The organism is Alkalimonas cellulosilytica (genome assembly GCF_036325985.1).
GTDB classification, from domain to species: domain Bacteria; phylum Pseudomonadota; class Gammaproteobacteria; order Enterobacterales; family Alteromonadaceae; genus Alkalimonas; species Alkalimonas cellulosilytica.
This window is the reverse complement of sequence record NZ_JAUHLI010000031.1, coordinates 1-16,551: the sequence shown is the minus strand read 5'-3', so window position 1 is coordinate 16,551 and position 16,551 is coordinate 1. Positions and strand designations below refer to the sequence as shown.

16 protein-coding genes are annotated in these 16,551 nt (G+C 52.7%); 8 read left to right on the top strand and 8 right to left on the bottom strand.

Going from position 1 to position 16,551, the window contains the following annotated elements:
• Positions 1-326: 326 nt before the first annotated feature.
• Positions 327-1,934 carry a serine hydrolase gene (locus QWY20_RS18030; RefSeq protein WP_330130372.1) on the top strand — a complete coding sequence of 536 codons (1,608 nt, stop codon included), beginning with the start codon at positions 327-329 and terminating at the stop codon, positions 1,932-1,934.
• A 6-nt stretch (positions 1,935-1,940) separates the two neighbouring features.
• On the opposite strand, the gene trpA is transcribed toward QWY20_RS18030, so the two are convergent.
• From trpA to QWY20_RS18000, 6 genes are read right to left on the bottom strand one after another with little or no spacing between them, the layout of a single operon-like run.
• Entirely contained in the window at positions 1,941-2,747 is an 807-nt protein-coding gene (gene trpA / locus QWY20_RS18025) for a tryptophan synthase subunit alpha (protein WP_330130371.1), read from the bottom strand.
• The gene (trpB, locus tag QWY20_RS18020; protein WP_330130370.1) at positions 2,744-3,949 is read right to left on the bottom strand and encodes a tryptophan synthase subunit beta; all 1,206 of its coding nucleotides are present in this window, start codon (positions 3,947-3,949) and stop codon (positions 2,744-2,746) included. The genes trpA and trpB overlap by 4 nt, the downstream gene beginning before the upstream one ends.
• Positions 3,936-5,321 (bottom strand): bifunctional indole-3-glycerol-phosphate synthase TrpC/phosphoribosylanthranilate isomerase TrpF, encoded by a 1,386-nt coding sequence (gene trpCF, locus QWY20_RS18015; protein ID WP_330130369.1) that lies wholly within the window; start codon positions 5,319-5,321, stop codon positions 3,936-3,938. Before trpCF ends, trpB begins: the two co-directional genes overlap by 14 nt.
• The gene (gene trpD, locus QWY20_RS18010; protein WP_330130368.1) at positions 5,314-6,324 is read right to left on the bottom strand and encodes an anthranilate phosphoribosyltransferase; all 1,011 of its coding nucleotides are present in this window, start codon (positions 6,322-6,324) and stop codon (positions 5,314-5,316) included. The genes trpCF and trpD overlap by 8 nt, the downstream gene beginning before the upstream one ends.
• Positions 6,321-6,914, bottom strand: coding sequence for an aminodeoxychorismate/anthranilate synthase component II (locus QWY20_RS18005; RefSeq protein WP_330130367.1), 594 nt, complete (start codon positions 6,912-6,914; stop codon positions 6,321-6,323). The genes trpD and QWY20_RS18005 overlap by 4 nt, the downstream gene beginning before the upstream one ends.
• A complete protein-coding gene (locus QWY20_RS18000) occupies positions 6,911-8,497 on the bottom strand; it encodes an anthranilate synthase component 1 (protein WP_330130366.1) in 1,587 nt (528 codons plus the stop codon). Before QWY20_RS18000 ends, QWY20_RS18005 begins: the two co-directional genes overlap by 4 nt.
• Positions 8,498-8,972: 475 nt before the next feature.
• On the opposite strand from QWY20_RS18000, the gene QWY20_RS17995 reads away from it, so the two are divergent.
• From QWY20_RS17995 to rluB, 6 genes are read left to right on the top strand one after another with little or no spacing between them, the layout of a single operon-like run.
• Positions 8,973-9,545, top strand: coding sequence for a hypothetical protein (locus QWY20_RS17995; protein WP_330130365.1), 573 nt, complete (start codon positions 8,973-8,975; stop codon positions 9,543-9,545).
• A 51-nt stretch (positions 9,546-9,596) separates the two neighbouring features.
• Entirely contained in the window at positions 9,597-10,457 is an 861-nt protein-coding gene (gene rnm / locus QWY20_RS17990) for an RNase RNM (protein ID WP_330130364.1), read from the top strand.
• Between the two features lie 50 nt (positions 10,458-10,507).
• The gene (locus tag QWY20_RS17985) at positions 10,508-11,128 is read left to right on the top strand and encodes an L-threonylcarbamoyladenylate synthase (protein ID WP_330130363.1); all 621 of its coding nucleotides are present in this window, start codon (positions 10,508-10,510) and stop codon (positions 11,126-11,128) included.
• A gap of 26 nt (positions 11,129-11,154) precedes the next feature.
• Positions 11,155-11,982, top strand: a complete 828-nt coding sequence (locus QWY20_RS17980) for a segregation and condensation protein A (RefSeq protein WP_330088302.1) — start codon at positions 11,155-11,157, stop codon at positions 11,980-11,982.
• Positions 11,979-12,596, top strand: a complete 618-nt coding sequence (scpB, locus tag QWY20_RS17975; RefSeq protein WP_330130362.1) for an SMC-Scp complex subunit ScpB — start codon at positions 11,979-11,981, stop codon at positions 12,594-12,596. The genes QWY20_RS17980 and scpB overlap by 4 nt, the downstream gene beginning before the upstream one ends.
• Positions 12,593-13,552 carry a 23S rRNA pseudouridine(2605) synthase RluB gene (gene rluB, locus QWY20_RS17970; RefSeq protein WP_330130361.1) on the top strand — a complete coding sequence of 320 codons (960 nt, stop codon included), beginning with the start codon at positions 12,593-12,595 and terminating at the stop codon, positions 13,550-13,552. Before scpB ends, rluB begins: the two co-directional genes overlap by 4 nt.
• A 62-nt stretch (positions 13,553-13,614) precedes the next feature.
• On the opposite strand, the gene galE is transcribed toward rluB, so the two are convergent.
• Positions 13,615-14,628 carry a UDP-glucose 4-epimerase GalE gene (gene galE / locus QWY20_RS17965; protein ID WP_330130360.1) on the bottom strand — a complete coding sequence of 338 codons (1,014 nt, stop codon included), beginning with the start codon at positions 14,626-14,628 and terminating at the stop codon, positions 13,615-13,617.
• 9 nt (positions 14,629-14,637) lie between these two features.
• Positions 14,638-14,937, bottom strand: a complete 300-nt coding sequence (locus QWY20_RS17960; RefSeq protein ID WP_330130359.1) for a YciI family protein — start codon at positions 14,935-14,937, stop codon at positions 14,638-14,640.
• Positions 14,938-15,093: 156 nt separating this feature from the next.
• On the opposite strand from QWY20_RS17960, the gene QWY20_RS17955 reads away from it, so the two are divergent.
• On the top strand, positions 15,094-16,503 hold the full coding sequence (locus QWY20_RS17955) for a sodium-dependent transporter (RefSeq protein WP_330130358.1): 1,410 nt from the start codon (positions 15,094-15,096) through the stop codon (positions 16,501-16,503).
• Positions 16,504-16,551 lie beyond the last annotated feature (48 nt).

Here is a 16,551-nt window from a genome sequence, read left to right as displayed (position 1 = left end):
ACCGCCAGGCACCCAATAAAGCCAAGAGCCCACTCAATCGAGTGGGCTTTTTGCGTTGAAGTGCCTGACTCCCACCTATCTGCGAAGACTGAGGCCTCGTTCAGATCGACATCAACATGTTTGAGCGATAGCGACAAATGTGCCGGGAGCACATTTGAATAGCTTTAGCTGGCCCGAAGGGCGTAGGGCAGGATACCCGGAGTAGTTGTTGTGGCGAGCCTGAAGGAGCGTCTCAGCCGAAGCCATCAGATGATCACAATGATGCACTGGATTGCATTCATCCTGCTGTGATAAGCTGGAATCATCCGTAATAAATTATTCCTATCATGAAATATTTAATTCCTACTTTAAAGCTGGTGACTGCTGCTGTCTGGTTGTCATGCAGTGTGAGCCAGGCTGAGCCTGCCGTTGAGCTGTCGATCCCTGACTTAGTGACACAATCCATGCAGGCATTTGATACACCTGGTATGTCAGTCGCTGTGGTGCATCAGGGGGAAGTCGTACATCTGGCTGGCTATGGCTACCGGGATTTGGAGCACCAGTTACCGGTTGCTGCCGACAGCTACTTCCGGCTGGCTTCTGCCAGCAAAGCCTTTACGGCGGCCAGTGTGGCGATCTTGGTGGATGAGGGTAAGCTGAGCTGGGATGACAAGGTGGTCGATCACCTGCCGGAGTTTCGGCTGCAGGATCCCTGGGTCACCAGTGAGTTTACCATTCGTGATTTGCTATCGCATCGCAGCGGCCTGGTTGGTGGTGCTGGTGATAGTATGATTTGGCCTGAACCTTCCGGTTTTAGCCGCCAGGAAGTGATCCACAATCTACGCTATCTGACCCCTCAATTTAGCTTTCGCAGCAATTACGGTTACAGCAATGTGTTCTACATTACAGCTGCAGAACTGGTCGCCCGTGTCGCGCAGCAAGCCTGGGAAGACTTTGTAGCAGAACGTATTTTCCAGCCGCTTGGTATGGCCTGTTATGCCGGTGATATGCCGGCAGAGGCGGTGGCCAACAGTGCGGTAGGTTATGGCACTCGTAATGGTGACTTTTTTAGTATTCCGCGCAATGGCATTGATGGCAAAGGACTGATGTCGGCAGCAGCAGGTGGTTTGGTATGTAGCGCGGCGGAGATGACCAAATGGCTGCAGTATCTGCTCGAGCAGTCTCAGGCATCAACCAATAGCTTCCGGGTATTTAGTCAGCAGCAACTGCAGGAAATGTGGTCACCGAATACACTGATGGCGGTGACCAATCGCACCCGACAGCTGCATCAGACCCATTTCAGTGCCTATGGTCTTGGCTGGCGGATGCAGGACATGTATGGCCATAAGGTGGTGCACCATACCGGCACCTTATCCGGCTATCAGGCCTATGTTGCTCTGGTACCAGAGCTGGAGCTGGGGGTGGTGGTGCTGAATAATGGCTCGGACAGTGGTGCCAGGATGGCAGTGATGCAGTCCATTCTGGATAGCTATCTGGCAGTGCCTGAGCCGCAAAACTGGATTGCATTTTTGCAACAAGAGCGGGAAGAACGTGAGCAAAGAGCGGCCCTCCGAGCGCCGGATTTGCCGGTCGGGACCGGCGAAGTGTTACTTCCATTCAGTGCTTACGCCGGTTATTTTGTCGATCGCTGGTTTGGTGGCATTGAGATCCTGCACAGTCCCGAAGGCCTGAGCTTTCGTTCTGAGCGGATGATAAATAAAGTAGGCAGTATGGAGCCTTTTGCCGATCACAGCTTTGTGATCCGCTGGCAAGACCCCAATGTGGCAGCAGATACGCTGATCCAGTTTCAACTGAATGCAAAGCGTCAGGTGACCGGCTTTGAATTGATGCCACACCGGGTGCAGGTTGGAAGCCGCCATGCCTATCGTGATATGGCGTTTAGCAAGGTGGCGGATTCAGCCCCGGCAGCTGCAGAAGCTACCGGGGATGACTAAGCTAAGTTAACGCTGCGTAGCCGCTTTCATCTGCCGGACGAAAGCGGTGAGCTCTTGCAACAGTTCTTCTGGCTGGTGTTGCAGCTTTTCAATCCGCTGCACAATGGCTGAACCTGAAATAGCCCCTGCGGCGCCACTATCCAGCGCATCTTTCACATGCTCTGGTGCTGAGATGCCAAAGCCGAGTAAGGTGGGCGCTGCATGGTATTCGGCCAGTTTCTCAATCAGGTGATGGGCAGGTGCTGCTGCTTTGGTTTCAGTACCTGTAACGCCGGCCCGGCTTAGCAGGTAGGTATAACCACGGCCGTACGACGCCACCTGACGCAGGCTGTCATCATCGCAGTTTGGCGGCACAATAAAAATGGGTGCTACCCCATGCTGCATGGCGGCCTGGCGAAAGCGTTTGCTCTCATGCAGCGGCACATCGGCAATCAGCACCGAATCAACGCCGGCAGCGGCTGCCTGTTGGTAAAAGGCATCAATTCCCCTGGCCATCACCAGGTTGCTGTAGAGCAGAAGGCCAATAGGTAAGTCTGGATATTTGGCGCGCAGCTGACTGATCAGTCCCAGCGCACCGCCTGGGGTGACCCCTGCGGCTAAAGCACGGATATTCGCACCCTGAATGGTGGGACCATCGGCCACCGGATCAGAAAATGGAATGCCCAGCTCCAGCGCATCAGCGCCACCATCGATCAGGGCTTCAATGATCTGATACGACAGCTCAAGGTTCGGATCCCCGATGGTAACAAAAGGAACAAAGGCGCCTTGTTGTTGCTGCTCCAGGCGATTAAACATCTGCTGATAACGGCTCATGCCTGTTCCTCCTGTGCGCTTTGCGCAGTTAAAATGCTATGCACATGCGTTAAGTCCTTATCGCCCCGGCCGGATAAATTGACCAGCAGGATTTGCTCTTTATCGGATTGTTGAGCCAGCTTCAGGGCATAGGCCAGTGCATGCGAGCTTTCCAGGGCCGGGATAATGCCTTCGTGTCTGGCCAGAGCCTGAAAGGCAGCCAGTGCCTCGTCATCGTTGATGGCGACATAGCTGGCCCGACCGGATTGCTGCAGGTGGGTATGTTGCGGCCCAACCGCCGGGTAATCGAGGCCGGCAGAAACAGAGTAGGACTCTTCAATCTGGCCATCAGCTGTTTGCATAATAGCGGTGTAGGCACCGTGCAAAATGCCGTAACTGCCAGTACTGAGCGCAGCGCCGTGTTGGTGGGTATCAATGCCCATCCCGCCGGGCTCAACACCAATCAGTTGCACCGATGGCTCGTCAATAAAATCGGCGAACATGCCGATGGCATTGGAGCCACCACCGACGCAGGCGATCACTGCATCCGGCAATCGTCCTTCTTCAGATAGGATCTGCTGCTTGGCTTCTTCACCAATCATGCGCTGGAATTCACGTACTATGGTTGGGAAGGGGTGAGGACCTGCAGCGGTGCCGAGCAGGTAATGGCTTTCCTCATAGGTTGCAGACCAGTCGCGCATGGCTTCATTCACAGCATCTTTTAAGGTGCCAGAGCCTGCGGTGACGGGGATCACGGTAGCGCCCATCAACTTCATACGAAACACATTGGGTTGCTGCCGCTCGATGTCTTTCGCGCCCATGTAAATGCGACATTTTAAGCCAAGTAATGCACAGGCCAGGGCGGTAGCTACGCCATGTTGGCCGGCACCTGTTTCGGCAATGATATCGTGTTTTCCCATCCGCTTGGCAAGCAGTGCCTGACCCAATACCTGATTGGTTTTATGCGCACCGCCGTGCAGTAAGTCTTCACGCTTTAAGTAAATTTTAACCTTGGGGTTGGGAGATATGTTGCGGCACAGTGTTAGCGGTGTGGGCCGGCCGGCATAGCTGGTGAGAAGATGCTGGAACTCGGCATGAAACTCAGGATCATCCTGAGCATCGATAAAAGCCTGCTCCAATTGCTTTAAGGCGGGTACCAGTAACTCTGGGACAAACATGCCGCCATAATCGCCAAAATAGGCGGATAAACTACGCTTTGTCATAAGAAAACTCTCTGATCCGGTTAAAAGCAGTCAATAATAGGTCGTGATCTTTGATGCCAGGTGCTTGCTCAATGCCGGAGTTGATATCCAGCCCGGCAACCGGCAAGGCCAGTGCATCCGAAATGTTGTTAGGGGTTAAGCCACCTGCCAGCATCACAGGCACTTTGCTTTGCAGCTTGCTTAGCAATTGCCAGTTAAAACGCTCACCAGTACCGCCGGCAACTCCGGGCTGGTAGGTATCGAGCAACAGGCGATCGGCTTGGTTGGTAAAGTTGGGCAAGCTATCGGCTATGCGGTAAGCGCGCCAGATTTCGGTTCCGGCTGGCAGCAGGGGCCGCAGGCGCTCCAGGTAGGCATCGTCTTCATCGCCGTGTAGCTGCACCGCTGCCAGTGACAACTCGGCAGCGATGCTGGCCACCTGCTGCTCGCTTTCATTGACAAAGACACCAACAAATTGCAGAGGTGCGGTTTCGACCAGGGCTTTGGCCTGAGCAAGCGTCACTGCCCTCGGTGATTTGCTGTAAAAAATCAAGCCAGCATAACAGGCACCGGCTTGCTGCACTGCCAGCACATCTTCCGGCCGGGTCAGGCCACAGACTTTATGCTCACCCCGGGTCAGGCGCTTGCAGGCCAGAGCCAGATCGGCTTGTGCCATTAAAGAGCTGCCAACCAAAAAGGCATCGGCGACCTGGCTTAGCTGGCGTACCTGTTGATTGGTGTAAATGCCTGACTCTGATACTAGAGTGACATCGGCTGGTAGCAGTTTGCTGAGCCTGAAGCTGGTATTGAGATCGGTGGATAAATCGCGTAAATCACGGTTATTGATACCAATCAATTTAGCGCCAAGCTGCACGGCCCGTTTGGTTTCTTCTTCGTTACTGACTTCGGTTAATACCGTCATGGCAAGCGCATCGGCTACCTGGTGCAGCTCCAGGTATTCATCATCGGTGAGTACTGACAGCATCAGCAACACAGCATCGGCGCCACTTAAGCGGCCAAGATAAATCTGATAGCTATCGATAATAAAGTCTTTGTGCAGCAAGGGTTGGTCGACCTGTGCACGGATTTGACTCAGGTTATCGTAGCTGCCCTGGAAAAACTCGGCATCGGTCAGCACCGAGATGCAATCGGCGTACTGGCCATACACCTCTGCCAGTTCATCCAAATCAAAGTGTGGCCGAATCAACCCTTTGGAAGGGGAAGCCTTTTTGCACTCTAAAATAAAGCGAGGCCCGGCTTGTTGCAGCGCTGCCAGGAAGTTGCGATTACTTGGTTTGACCTGGGCTAAAAAACTCTCCAACGGGCGCTCGGCTTTCAAGTGGGCTACTTCCTGCCGTTTGTAATCAATGATTTTCTTTAAAATATCAGCCATGGGACGCTTCCTTCATCAATTGCAGGGTGCGGTAGCCCTGGTCGGTGCTAAGCAGCTGCTTTATATGGGCGACGTTGTCTTTAAGATCAGCGTTCATCCCGGTAATCGCCATCATGGCAGCGACATTGGCGGCAATGGCATCCTGATGCGCCGGCAGACCCTTGCCCTGCAGTATGGCCAGACTGGCAGCAGCATTTTCTGTGGGGCTGCCTCCGGCCAGTTCCTGCAATGACCGCTCTGGTAAACCAAAGTCGGCGGGTGTCAGTGTAAACTGGCGGATAACGCCATTATGCAGCTCAGTGACCTCGGTGGGCCCATGCAAGGCAATTTCGTCGCAACCACTGCCATGCACCACCCAGGCTGTACGGACATCCAATTGTTCCAGTGCCTGTGCCATTACAGGCCCCAAGGCCGGATCATAGACGCCAAGCAATTGAAAACCCGGCGCCGCAGGGTTTAACAGTGGCCCCAGCACATTAAACAGAGTGCGGGTTTTCAGTTGTTGACGTACAGGCATCGCATGTCGGATCCCAGCATGGTAGAGGGGAGCGAATAAAAATGCGCAACCAGCCTGCTGCAGGCTGTGGGCTGCCTGTTCGGGCGAAAGCTGAATATTCACACCCAGGCTTTCCAGCAAATCGGCCGAGCCGGACTTGCTGGAAACACTGCGATTGCCATGTTTGGCCACCGAAAGCCCGGCAGCGGCGGCAACGATCGCGGATGTGGTGGAAATATTGATGGTATTGCTGCCATCACCGCCGGTACCACAGCAATCGATGCTGTTGTGTGCCTGTACCGGGAAAGGCGTGGCGGCAGCACGCAGGGCCTGCGCCGCTCCGGCCACTTCTTCGGCCTGAATGCCTTGCAGTTTACCGGCAACCAGCACAGCAGTTAGGTCTATCGGATCTACTTCACCTGCCACTACGGCTGAAAAAAATTGCTGAGCTTCTTGTTGGCTGAAATTGCCGCCATTCAGGCGCTTTTGCACCAGTTCTGCAATCATGAAGGGCTCCTTGACATCAAATAATCCAGACTCTGTTTTAGCAAGGGCTTGCCAAGTGTGGTCAGGATGGACTCGGGATGAAACTGAAAACCGAGGATTGGCAGGCTACGATGCGCGATGGCCATCGGTATGCCGTTAAAGTGGGCGATCACCTGCAAAGACTCCGGTACTGTAGTGGCAATCAACGAGTGATAGCGTGCTACCGGAAAGGGTTGTGGCAGACCGGCAAAGACCGGATGCTCAGTCAGTGCAATGGCGGAGGTTTTGCCGTGCACGGTTTCGCCAGCCTGACCCACCACGCCACCAAAATGCTCCACCAGCGCCTGATGACCCAGGCAAATGCCAAGCAAAGGCACCTTACCTGCGGCCTGACGGATCAACTCTGGCATGCAGCCGGCGTGCTCAGGCGCACCCGGCCCGGGAGAGAGCACCAGGGCAGTAGGGCCTGTCTCACGGTTTAGTTGCTGCATAATAAAATCAGCCGGTACGGTATTGCGGTACAGTTTCAGCTGATAGCCCAGTTGTTCAAACTCATCCACCAGATTGTAGGTAAAGGAGTCGATATTATCGAGCATATACAAGGTGGTCATAGCGCCTCCTGCTGAGCGGCTGTTTGAATGGCGCGGATCACTGCCTGAGCTTTATTGCGGGTTTCGTCGGCTTCGGCCTGCGGATCGGAGTCGAACACCACACCTGCACCAGCCTGGATGGAGGCCATCCCATCCTGCACGTAGGCAGAGCGGATCACAATGCAACTGTCAAAGCTGCCATCGCCACTTAAGTAGCCGACAGCACCGCCATAACTGCCTCGGCGTTTTTGTTCCACCAATCGAATCAGTTCTGCGGCTTTGACTTTCGGCGCTCCCACCAAAGTGCCCATGTTCATGCATGCCTGATAGGCATGCAATGCATCCAGCTCTGGTTTCAGCGTACCAATGACGCGGGAAACCAGGTGCATAACGTAAGAGTACCGATCTACTTTTAGCAGTTCTTTGACATAGCGTGTGCCAGGGACCGAAATGCGGGCGACATCGTTACGGGCTAAATCCACCAGCATCAGGTGCTCGGCTTTTTCTTTTTCATCCTGTCGCAGTTCCAGCTCAATGCGGCTATCCAGATCGGCATCGATGCTGCCATCGGTATGAAAACCACGACGGCGGGTGCCGGCAATCGGATAAATCTCTACCTGCCGATTGCTGGCATCGAATTTAAGCGCCGACTCGGGCGAGGCGCCAAACAGGGTAAAGGTCCGATCCTGCAGGTAAAACATATAAGGACTTGGGTTTAGCTGTTTCAGCCGGGCATAAGCGGCTAAGGGCTCAGGGCAAGGCAGTTGAAAGCAACGTGAAGGCACCACCTGGAAAATATCACCACAGACAATATGCTGCTTTAACCGTGTCACTTCGGCTTTAAAGGCATCATCACTGATATCAACTTGCACCTCGCCTGCGCCAGCTGCCGATACTGCGCGCTCAAAAGGCTGCTGTTGTTGGGTCAGTTGCTTAAGTTGCTCCAGACGCTTACCAATGGCAAAGCAGTTGGCCGCGGCTTGCTCACCGCAAAACACATTGCCGATTAGCTTGCTGCTACGGGCCTGATGATCGGTGACCAGCAAGGTTTCGGCCAGATAAAACAAGTAGTCGGGGCATTGATTATCACCAGCTGCTACTTCCGGCAATTGTTCAACCGTCGCAATCATGTCATAGCCAATGGCGCCGCCTAAGAAAATCGCGAACTGCTCGTCACTCTGATTGTTTAGTTGCGACTGAATGCAGCGCAGCACACTAAAAGGATTGGCAACCTGCAAGCGGCTCACTTCATCCAGCAGCGGATCCGCTTTGGTGTAGCGCACGGTCAACTGTTCTGGCAGTAGGCTCACTTCGGCTTCAGCTTGCAACTTGTCGGCTAAAAAGGGCAGCAGGGTGACGCCATTGGCACTGAGTGCTTCAATCAGCACGGTGTCAGCATTGCACTCGATGCGAAGGGCTGCATCAATCAGCAATAAGCTCTTCAGGTTATCTTTGCTGTCGATTTCAGCCGACTCAAGCAACAAAGAGCATGGATTGACGGCTGCCAGTTGCTGGTAACAGGCCAACGGATCCTGTTGGTAGTCGATCGCCATGGCGATACTGGCGACTTCTCCGGCTTGTTCTGTGATGTGACTGAAAATCATAATACTCTCTGCTTGTGAAGCACTCTGAATTTAAAGCAAAAAAAAGCCCGTTTCATCGAAACGGGCTCAGGTTATTAAAGCTAAAACAACGCCTACAACACACGCCCGTTGGGAGTGTGCCACCACCAGTTGATTGCAGTGAATGAACAAACATTGAGAAGTTGCATTAGCTTTAATCACGTTCTTGATTATCGTTTGTGCTATCAAACCGCGATTTTCAGTTCAGGTCAAGAGCTCTGCAGAAAAAAAACGGTTCACTGTATGCCCAGCATTATAAACCTATAAATGTCTGGATGGCTAATATGTTTTAAAGGCATGTTCAGATTCCATTCAGTAAACAGCAATTAAGGTGCATTTTTTTTACAATTGTATGGAAGCTGTTGTTATGCCTGTGTTGTTTCGATTACTTGTTTGGAGTAGCTGCTTGTGCCTGCCGCTGACGCTTGTTGCTGGCCCTACCAATGCGCATTCGTCCGTGCCATCACGGATTCAAGATGCATATGACTTTCACGCCCGGGACGCCATTACCCCCTATGTACGTTATCGGGCCAGCCCTATCCAAAAGAAACGACGCTTTCATGGAGTTGTGGGGGTGAGCGCTGATGCGTTGGATGATACTTTTCATCCGGGTGGCTATTTGGCTGTACAAGACCGCTCAGATGGCTTCTTTACTGAAATTGGCGTGCTGGGGCAGCGGTTACCACGTTCAGGCACCGATCAGCCGGATAAAACCCGGTACTTTATGACGGTGCGTTTAAACATGAATCAGCCAATCAGCCCTTATGGCATGATTGGCTTTAATCCTCTGCAATGGTTACAGTGGTTGGATAGCGAAGAAGACATGCGTCTTGATTTGCATGCCCAGGCAGGCTTGAGCTGGCAGAGCTCCGGTTCCTTACTGCGCCTGGATGCCTATGGTGCCATGTACTCTTTTGAAAGCCGCCGGCCTTATGACCCAACGGAATCCAGGTTTGATCGGGACCGAAAAGGTGACTTTGCGCGTAGTACTCAATGGGGGGCAGGACTTCGGTTAAGCCTTATGTTTTGAATCGTTATTACCCCTAAAGTGTGCGATAATGCAAGCTCGCCAGGAGTTTGTATGAAAATCGATTTGCATAGCCACACCCGCCATTCTGATGGCCTGCTCACGCCACAGGAGCTGCTGCAAAGAGCTGAGCTGCGCGGGGTGGATGTGCTGGCCATCACCGACCATGACACCGTTGCTGCCATCCCGGAAGCGCGCCAGTATCTGGCAGAGCACGGAACTGGTTTGCAACTGATTGCCGGAGTGGAGCTGTCTACCAACTGGCAAAGTTTTGAAATTCATGTGGTCGGTCTGAATATCGACCCTGATTGCGCTTTGCTGCAAGGTCGTTTGCAACAGCAGCTGCAAAAGCGCACCGAGCGGGTCGCTGCCATTGCTGAGCGGCTAAGCCGCCGTTGTAAGCTCCCGGATATTTATGCCGGAGTTGAAGCCATGGCCAATGGCGCCGCCTTAACCCGTGCTCATGTGGCACGCTATCTGGTGCAGCAAGGCATGGTTGAGCATATGGGCAAAGCCTTCGATAAGTACCTGGGACGGGGCAAGCCCGGTTATGTGCCACCCAGTTGGGTTGAGCTGGCTGAAGCCATTGGTTGGATCCAGCAAGCCGGCGGTCAGGCGGTGCTGGCGCATCCGCTAAAGTACAAGTTATCCGGTAAATGGTTGCGCCGTCTGGTGGTTGATTTTGCCGCTGCTGGCGGCGATGCGATGGAAGTGGTTTCCCCTCAGCAAACACCGCAGCAACGCGCTGAATTATGGGCTTTGTGCCAGCAATATGGTTTGCTGGCATCGGTTGGCTCCGATTTTCATCAGCCAACGCCTTGGAATGAGCTGGGAAAAAATCTATATTTAACCGAAGAGATGACACCAGTTTGGGCTAACTGGTCACTGACAGGGCAACAGGCGCTCCCGTTATAATCGCTATGCTGGCGGCTGTGCCGCTTTAGCAACTAATAAGAAGAACAATCATGAGTCAGTTTTTTCATATTCATCCCGATACACCTCAGCAGCGTTTGATCAAACAAGCGGTGCAGATCATTCAGCGCGGTGGTGTGGTGGTGTACCCCACCGACAGTGGTTATGCGCTGGCCTGCCATTTAGGCGATAAAACCGCGCATGATCGCATTTTGCGCATCCGGCAAATCAGTGGCGATCACCATTTTACTTTGATGTGTCGCGATCTGTCCGAGCTATCCCTCTTTGCCAAAGTGGACAATACCGCTTTTCGGCTGATTAAAAACAACACCCCGGGCGCGTACACCTTTATTTTGAAAGGAACCAAGGAAGTACCCCGACGTTTTTTGAATGAAAAGAAAAAAACCATCGGGCTGCGTATTCCACAAAACCGCATTGCGCTGGCGCTGCTGGAAGAGCTGGGTGAGCCTTTGATGTCAACTTCTTTATTACTTCCTGGCCAGCAGTTTGCGGAAGCGGATCCTGATGAGATGCGTCCGCAGCTGGAAAAGCAGGTCGATCTTATTATGCACGGTGGTGTCATCGCTGAAGCACCCACCACTGTGGTGGATCTATCGGATGGCGACCCTGTGATTGTGCGTGAAGGTGTGGGCAATACGGCTCCTTTTCGTTAATGATGCCCGTTCGTTGAAGCTGCCTGATGGATGAACTAAGCTCACTCGACCCCTTAACCGTCCAGCAACCCTTGCCGCTGGCTTTTGTTCGTGGCGAGGCAGTGCTGGAGCGGCCGGAAGATCTTTACATCCCACCCGATGCGCTCGAAGTATTACTGGATGCTTTTGAAGGGCCGCTCGATTTTCTGCTGTATCTGATTCGAAAGCACAAGTTCGACATCGTGCAACTGCCGGTATTGGAAATTACCCAACAGTACATGGAATACATCGAATTGATGCAGGAAATGAACTTTGAGCTGGCAGCTGAATACCTGGTGATGGCGGCCATGCTGGCAGAAATTAAATCCCGCTTGTTGTTGCCTAAGCATCGGGAGTCGGATGAAGATGAAGCGGACCCAAGAGCCGAGCTGATCCGCCGGCTGCAGGAGTATGAAGTATTCAAACAAGCCGCCAGCGATCTGGATGAATTGCCCCGCCAGGAACGCGATTATTTTAGCGGTCAGGCCAAGCTGGCCGATAACTTTCAGCCGCTGGTGATCTTGCCGGAGGTTGCGTTGGAAGAGTTGGTGTTGGCTCTGAAAGATATTATGAAGCGGGCCAGTGATTTTCAGCACCATCACATCAAGCGTGAGCAGATGTCGACCCGCGAGCGGATGAGCCGCATCCTGATGCTGTTGCAGCACAAAGATTACTTACCTTTTGAAGCCTGCTTTGAGCTCGAGGAGGGCCGTGAAGGTGTAGTGGTGAGCTTTCTGGCCATTCTGGAGTTAAGCAAAGAAAAACTGATTACACTGACCCAGGTAGCGTTGTTTGGGCCTATTCACCTGAAAGTTGCCACCGGAGCCAAAGCATGAAGCGGGCCATTTCCGACAGTCAATTGCTGCAATTGGTAGAAGCAGCAATTTTTACTGCTGAGCAACCCTTGTCGTTGCAAGACTTGCAAAACACGGTGCTGGAAGATTTTGCCCCCAGTAAGAAGAAATTGCAGGCGATCCTGGCGCAAATTACTCAGGATTATGCCGGGCGTGGTGTACAATTGCAGGAAACCGCCTCTGGCTATCATTTCCAAAGCCGGCCAGAGCTTAGCGAGTATCTGGCAAAGCTTTGGCCAGAGCGTTCGCCCCGTTACTCGCGCGCTGTGCTGGAGACGCTGGCATTGATTGCCTATCGCCAGCCCATCACCCGTGGTGAGATTGAAGATATCCGGGGAGTGAGTGTCAGCTCACAGATCATGCGTACCCTGCTGGATCGGGGGTGGGTTAAGGTGGTTGGTCATAAAGAAGTACCGGGGCGACCGGGACTTTATGCCACCACAGCACAATTTTTAGACTACTTTGGTTTACAAAGTTTAAGCCAGTTGCCGGAATTAACCGCTTTTAGGCAACTATCGTTAGCAGAAAATGAGGCCGCTGCCGAAGATGGCATGGCCGCTACACCACCGTCGGGACGACAGGAGAGTAGGGTATGAGTGAGAAATTACAGAAAGTATTAGCACGGGCCGGCGTGGGCTCACGCCGGGAAATGGAAACCATGATCAGTGCTGGTCGGGTTTCGGTCGATGGCAAAGTGGCTTACTTAGGTGACCGTGTCGAGCCGCAGCAAGTGATCCGGGTCGATGGTCATGTGGTGAAGACCATCAGCGAAGAGGCGCAAATCTGTCGGGTGCTGGCGTATCATAAACCAGAAGGTGAGATTTGCTCACGCCACGATCCGGAAGGGCGGCCAACGGTGTTTGATCGTTTGCCCAAGTTGCAGGGCTCGCGCTGGATTGCGATTGGCCGGTTGGATATTAATACCTCAGGGCTGTTGCTTTTCACCACCGATGGCGAGCTGGCCAACCGCTTGATGCACCCCAAGTTTGAAGTAGAGCGTGAATACGCGGTACGGGTGTTTGGTGAGGTCACCGATGCCATTATCCAGAAGCTGCGTACCGGGGTGATGCTGGAGGATGGCCAGGCCAACTTTAAGAAAATTAAAGTACTGCCTGGTGAAGGGTTGAATCGCTGGTTTCATGTGATGCTCACTGAAGGGCGCAACCGTGAAGTGCGCCGGATGTGGGAGTCGCAGGGTACTGTGGTCAACCGATTAATACGGGTACGCTACGGTGATTTGCATTTGCCAAAACATATCCCAGCCGGTGGTTACTCCGAATGCAGTCTGGATGAAGTCAATTATCTGCGTGAGTTGGTGAAGTTACCAGCCGAAACGCAAAGCTTAATCAAAGCTGAAGATCGCAGCGAACGTCGTCGCCGCATTGCTGGCGTGCGCCGTGCGGTGCGTAAACACCAGATTGCTGAAAAGACACCAGCGCGTAACACTGAAACCAAGGCTAAGCCAAAGCCGAAAGTGAAAGACGATAAAGCTGCTAAGCGCCCGGCTGCCAAGCCGGTCAATAAAAAACCAAGCCGGGCTGGCCGGGGCTAAGCACTCAATCGTGGGATTAGCAGCAACATGCTCCATAAAGTATGTTGCTGCTTGGGTGACTGCTACTGATAACCATCCGGGTTTTGTTGCTGCCAGCGCCAGCTGTCCTGCACCATATCATCCAGGCTAAGCTTTGCCTGCCAGCCCAGTAATTGCCTGGCTTTGCCTGGGTCGGCATAGCAGGTGGCAATATCGCCAGGGCGGCGGGCGACGATGCGATAAGGCACTGGTACTTTATTCTTATCGGCAAAAGCCTGCACCATATCCAGCACACTGTAACCAACACCGGTACCTAGGTTAAAGGCATCAATACCTGAGTGTTGCTGCACGTACTCCAGGGCTTTTAAATGGCCTTCGGCTAAATCAACCACATGGATGTAATCCCGCACGCCAGTACCATCTTTGGTAGGGTAGTCATTGCCAAAAACACTCAGCTCGGTTCGTTTACCTACCGCTACCTGACTGATAAAAGGCATCAGGTTGTTGGGAATGCCATTAGGATCTTCGCCAATCAGGCCGCTTTTATCGGCACCGACCGGGTTAAAGTAACGCAGCAAGGCAATGGACCAGGCAGTATCGGAAGCGGCCAGATCCTCAAGAATATGCTCAATCATCAGCTTGCTCTGACCATAGGGATTGGTAGCAGAGCGGGGCGCGGTTTCAACAATGGGCATGGTTTTGGCGTCACCGTAGACAGTGGCAGAAGAGCTAAATACCAGACGTTTCACCCCGGCTTGTTGCATGACCCGACACAGGGTGATAGTACCTGCGACATTGTTGTCGTAATATGCCAGCGGCTGCTCAGTCGACTCGCCCACGGCTTTTAAGCCAGCAAAATGTACCACAGCGCTAATTTCATGCTCTGCAAAAAGCTTTGTAAGCGCTTGTTCATCTCGGATATCCATTGGCAGACTAAGCAAAGAGCGGCCAGCCAATTGTTGCACCCGTTTAAGTGCCTCATCGCTACTGTTGCTAAAGTTATCAATACTGATGACGTCGAAGCCTGCCCGCAGCAACGCCAGCGCGGTGTGGCTGCCAATGTAGCCGGCACCACCGGTCAATAGAATTGCACTCATCAAAGCTCCTTAGGGCAACACTTTTTTAAATGGTTTGACCGTCGAGCGTGCGTAAACACCGGCTGCCAGATAAGGGTCCGCATCGGCCCAGGCCTGGGCTTCGGTTAGAGACTCAAATTCAGCCACCACCAAAGAGCCGGTAAAACCTGCTTCGCCTGGCTCCAGGCTATCGATGGCTGGCAAAGGGCCTGCCAGTAGTAAGCGTCCCTCTGCTTTCAGGGCTTCCAACCGTGCCAAATGGGCTGGACGACTAGCAAGTCGTTTGCTCAGGCTGGCCTGAACGTCTTCCGAGTAAATCATATAAAACATGGTCATTCCTTGGATATTAAGCTGGATTGGTGCTGAAAAAACGATGGCTGCCTGCATGCAGCGACCGAAAAGCTAGGATTTCAGTACGGGCCCTGTTAGCATGCTGAAAAAACGAAAAACAATTCTAACAATAAATGTCAGGGAGTCCCAACCAAAATGAAACGCGAGCTGTTTAGTTCTAAGATCGGCTTTATTCTGGCTGCAGCAGGTTCTGCTGTAGGTATCGGTAATTTGGTCGCCTTTCCGGTGATGGCCAGCCAGAATGGTGGTGCCGCTTTTTTAATGATGTATGCCTTCTTTGTATTTTTCATCTGCTTGCCAGTGATGCTGGCTGAAATGAGTCTGGGTCGCCATACCCGGCAGAACCCACATGGTGCCTACAGTAAAATCGGGCAAAGCCCACTGTGGAATGGGGTTGGTTGGTTGGCGGTGATCACACCCTTTATGATCGGGGTGTTTTATCTGGTAATAACGGTCTGGATTTTTGGTTATCTGGCCAAGGCAGTGATGGGCCAGTTGGATACGCTGGCGCAGGATGGCGCTTTTGGCGTATTCATCAACAGCAATGAGCTTTATGTCTACATGGCGGTGGTGATTGGCCTGACGTTCTTAATTTTGCAAAGTGGGGTGAAGCAGGGCATCGAGCGGGCAGCTACCTATTTAATGCCTGCGCTGTTTGTGATGCTGTTGCTGTTGGTTGCTTATGTGTTGACACTGGATCACGCCATGCTCGGGGTGCAGTTCTTTTTAATCCCTGACTTTAGCAAGATCAATGTGCAGGTGCTTACCGACTCGTTGGCACAGGCATTTTTCTCCCTGTCGCTGGCGATGGGTATTTTGATTACCTATGGCTCCTACATTCAGAAAAACAATGACATTGTCGGGGCCGGTAAAATGGTGGCGGGGTTATCCTTGCTGGTGGCTTGTTGCGCTGGCTTGTTAATTTTGCCTGCGGTGTTCTGGTCTGATCCATCGATCGACCCATCCCAGTTGACCGACTCCAGCATTGGCATGATCTTTATGGTGTTGCCGAAAATATTCCTGGCCCTGCAGCAGGATATTGGTTTCTTTGGTGCCTCTTTTGTTGCTTCTTTCTTCTTTTTGCTGGTGTTCTTCGCTGCGATGACCTCACTGATTTCGATCATTGAAGTGCCGGTAGCCAGCCTGATGGATACCAAGGGCATTTCCCGCCGCCGCTCTTTGATTACTTTGGGTGTTGTGATGGTAGCCCTGTCGGTTCTATCGGCTTTGTCTTTTGGCAGGGTTGACTGGCTGACCAGCTTTCTGAGCTATGGTGGAGCGGACAAGTCGTTCTTTGATGTGATTATGGATGTGTTCTACTACAGCATCCTGCCACTCAATGGCTTGTTATTGTGTTTGTTTGTCATTTACCGCTGGAAGAAAGTTAATCTGCACGCCGAGATGCGGGAAGGCAATCCTGGCTTTGAAGGCAGTCTGATGCAGAAATACATTGATGTCTCGCTGGGAACCTTTATACCGGCCATCCTGGCGGTCATTTTCCTGCTGAATGTATTGGGCCGTTTCTTCGGCGTACAGGTGTTTTAAGCTAATACCCTTGCCCTTGTAGGGCATAGCATCCAACCCCAGCTTCGG

Coding starts and splice junctions, on each gene's coding strand:
- rnm (WP_330130364.1), top strand. CDS start 9,597: ATGAAAATCGATTTGCATAGCCACACCCGCCATTCTGATGGCCTGCTC.
- rluB (WP_330130361.1), top strand. CDS start 12,593: ATGAGTGAGAAATTACAGAAAGTATTAGCACGGGCCGGCGTGGGCTCA.
- QWY20_RS18005 (WP_330130367.1), bottom strand. CDS start 6,914: ATGACCACCTTGTATATGCTCGATAATATCGACTCCTTTACCTACAAT.
- scpB (WP_330130362.1), top strand. CDS start 11,979: ATGAAGCGGGCCATTTCCGACAGTCAATTGCTGCAATTGGTAGAAGCA.
- QWY20_RS18030 (WP_330130372.1), top strand. CDS start 327: ATGAAATATTTAATTCCTACTTTAAAGCTGGTGACTGCTGCTGTCTGG.
- QWY20_RS17960 (WP_330130359.1), bottom strand. CDS start 14,937: ATGTTTTATATGATTTACTCGGAAGACGTTCAGGCCAGCCTGAGCAAA.
- trpB (WP_330130370.1), bottom strand. CDS start 3,949: ATGACAAAGCGTAGTTTATCCGCCTATTTTGGCGATTATGGCGGCATG.
- QWY20_RS17955 (WP_330130358.1), top strand. CDS start 15,094: ATGAAACGCGAGCTGTTTAGTTCTAAGATCGGCTTTATTCTGGCTGCA.
- QWY20_RS18000 (WP_330130366.1), bottom strand. CDS start 8,497: ATGATTTTCAGTCACATCACAGAACAAGCCGGAGAAGTCGCCAGTATC.
- galE (WP_330130360.1), bottom strand. CDS start 14,628: ATGAGTGCAATTCTATTGACCGGTGGTGCCGGCTACATTGGCAGCCAC.
- QWY20_RS17980 (WP_330088302.1), top strand. CDS start 11,155: ATGGATGAACTAAGCTCACTCGACCCCTTAACCGTCCAGCAACCCTTG.
- trpA (WP_330130371.1), bottom strand. CDS start 2,747: ATGAGCCGTTATCAGCAGATGTTTAATCGCCTGGAGCAGCAACAACAA.
- trpCF (WP_330130369.1), bottom strand. CDS start 5,321: ATGGCTGATATTTTAAAGAAAATCATTGATTACAAACGGCAGGAAGTA.
- trpD (WP_330130368.1), bottom strand. CDS start 6,324: ATGATTGCAGAACTGGTGCAAAAGCGCCTGAATGGCGGCAATTTCAGC.
- QWY20_RS17985 (WP_330130363.1), top strand. CDS start 10,508: ATGAGTCAGTTTTTTCATATTCATCCCGATACACCTCAGCAGCGTTTG.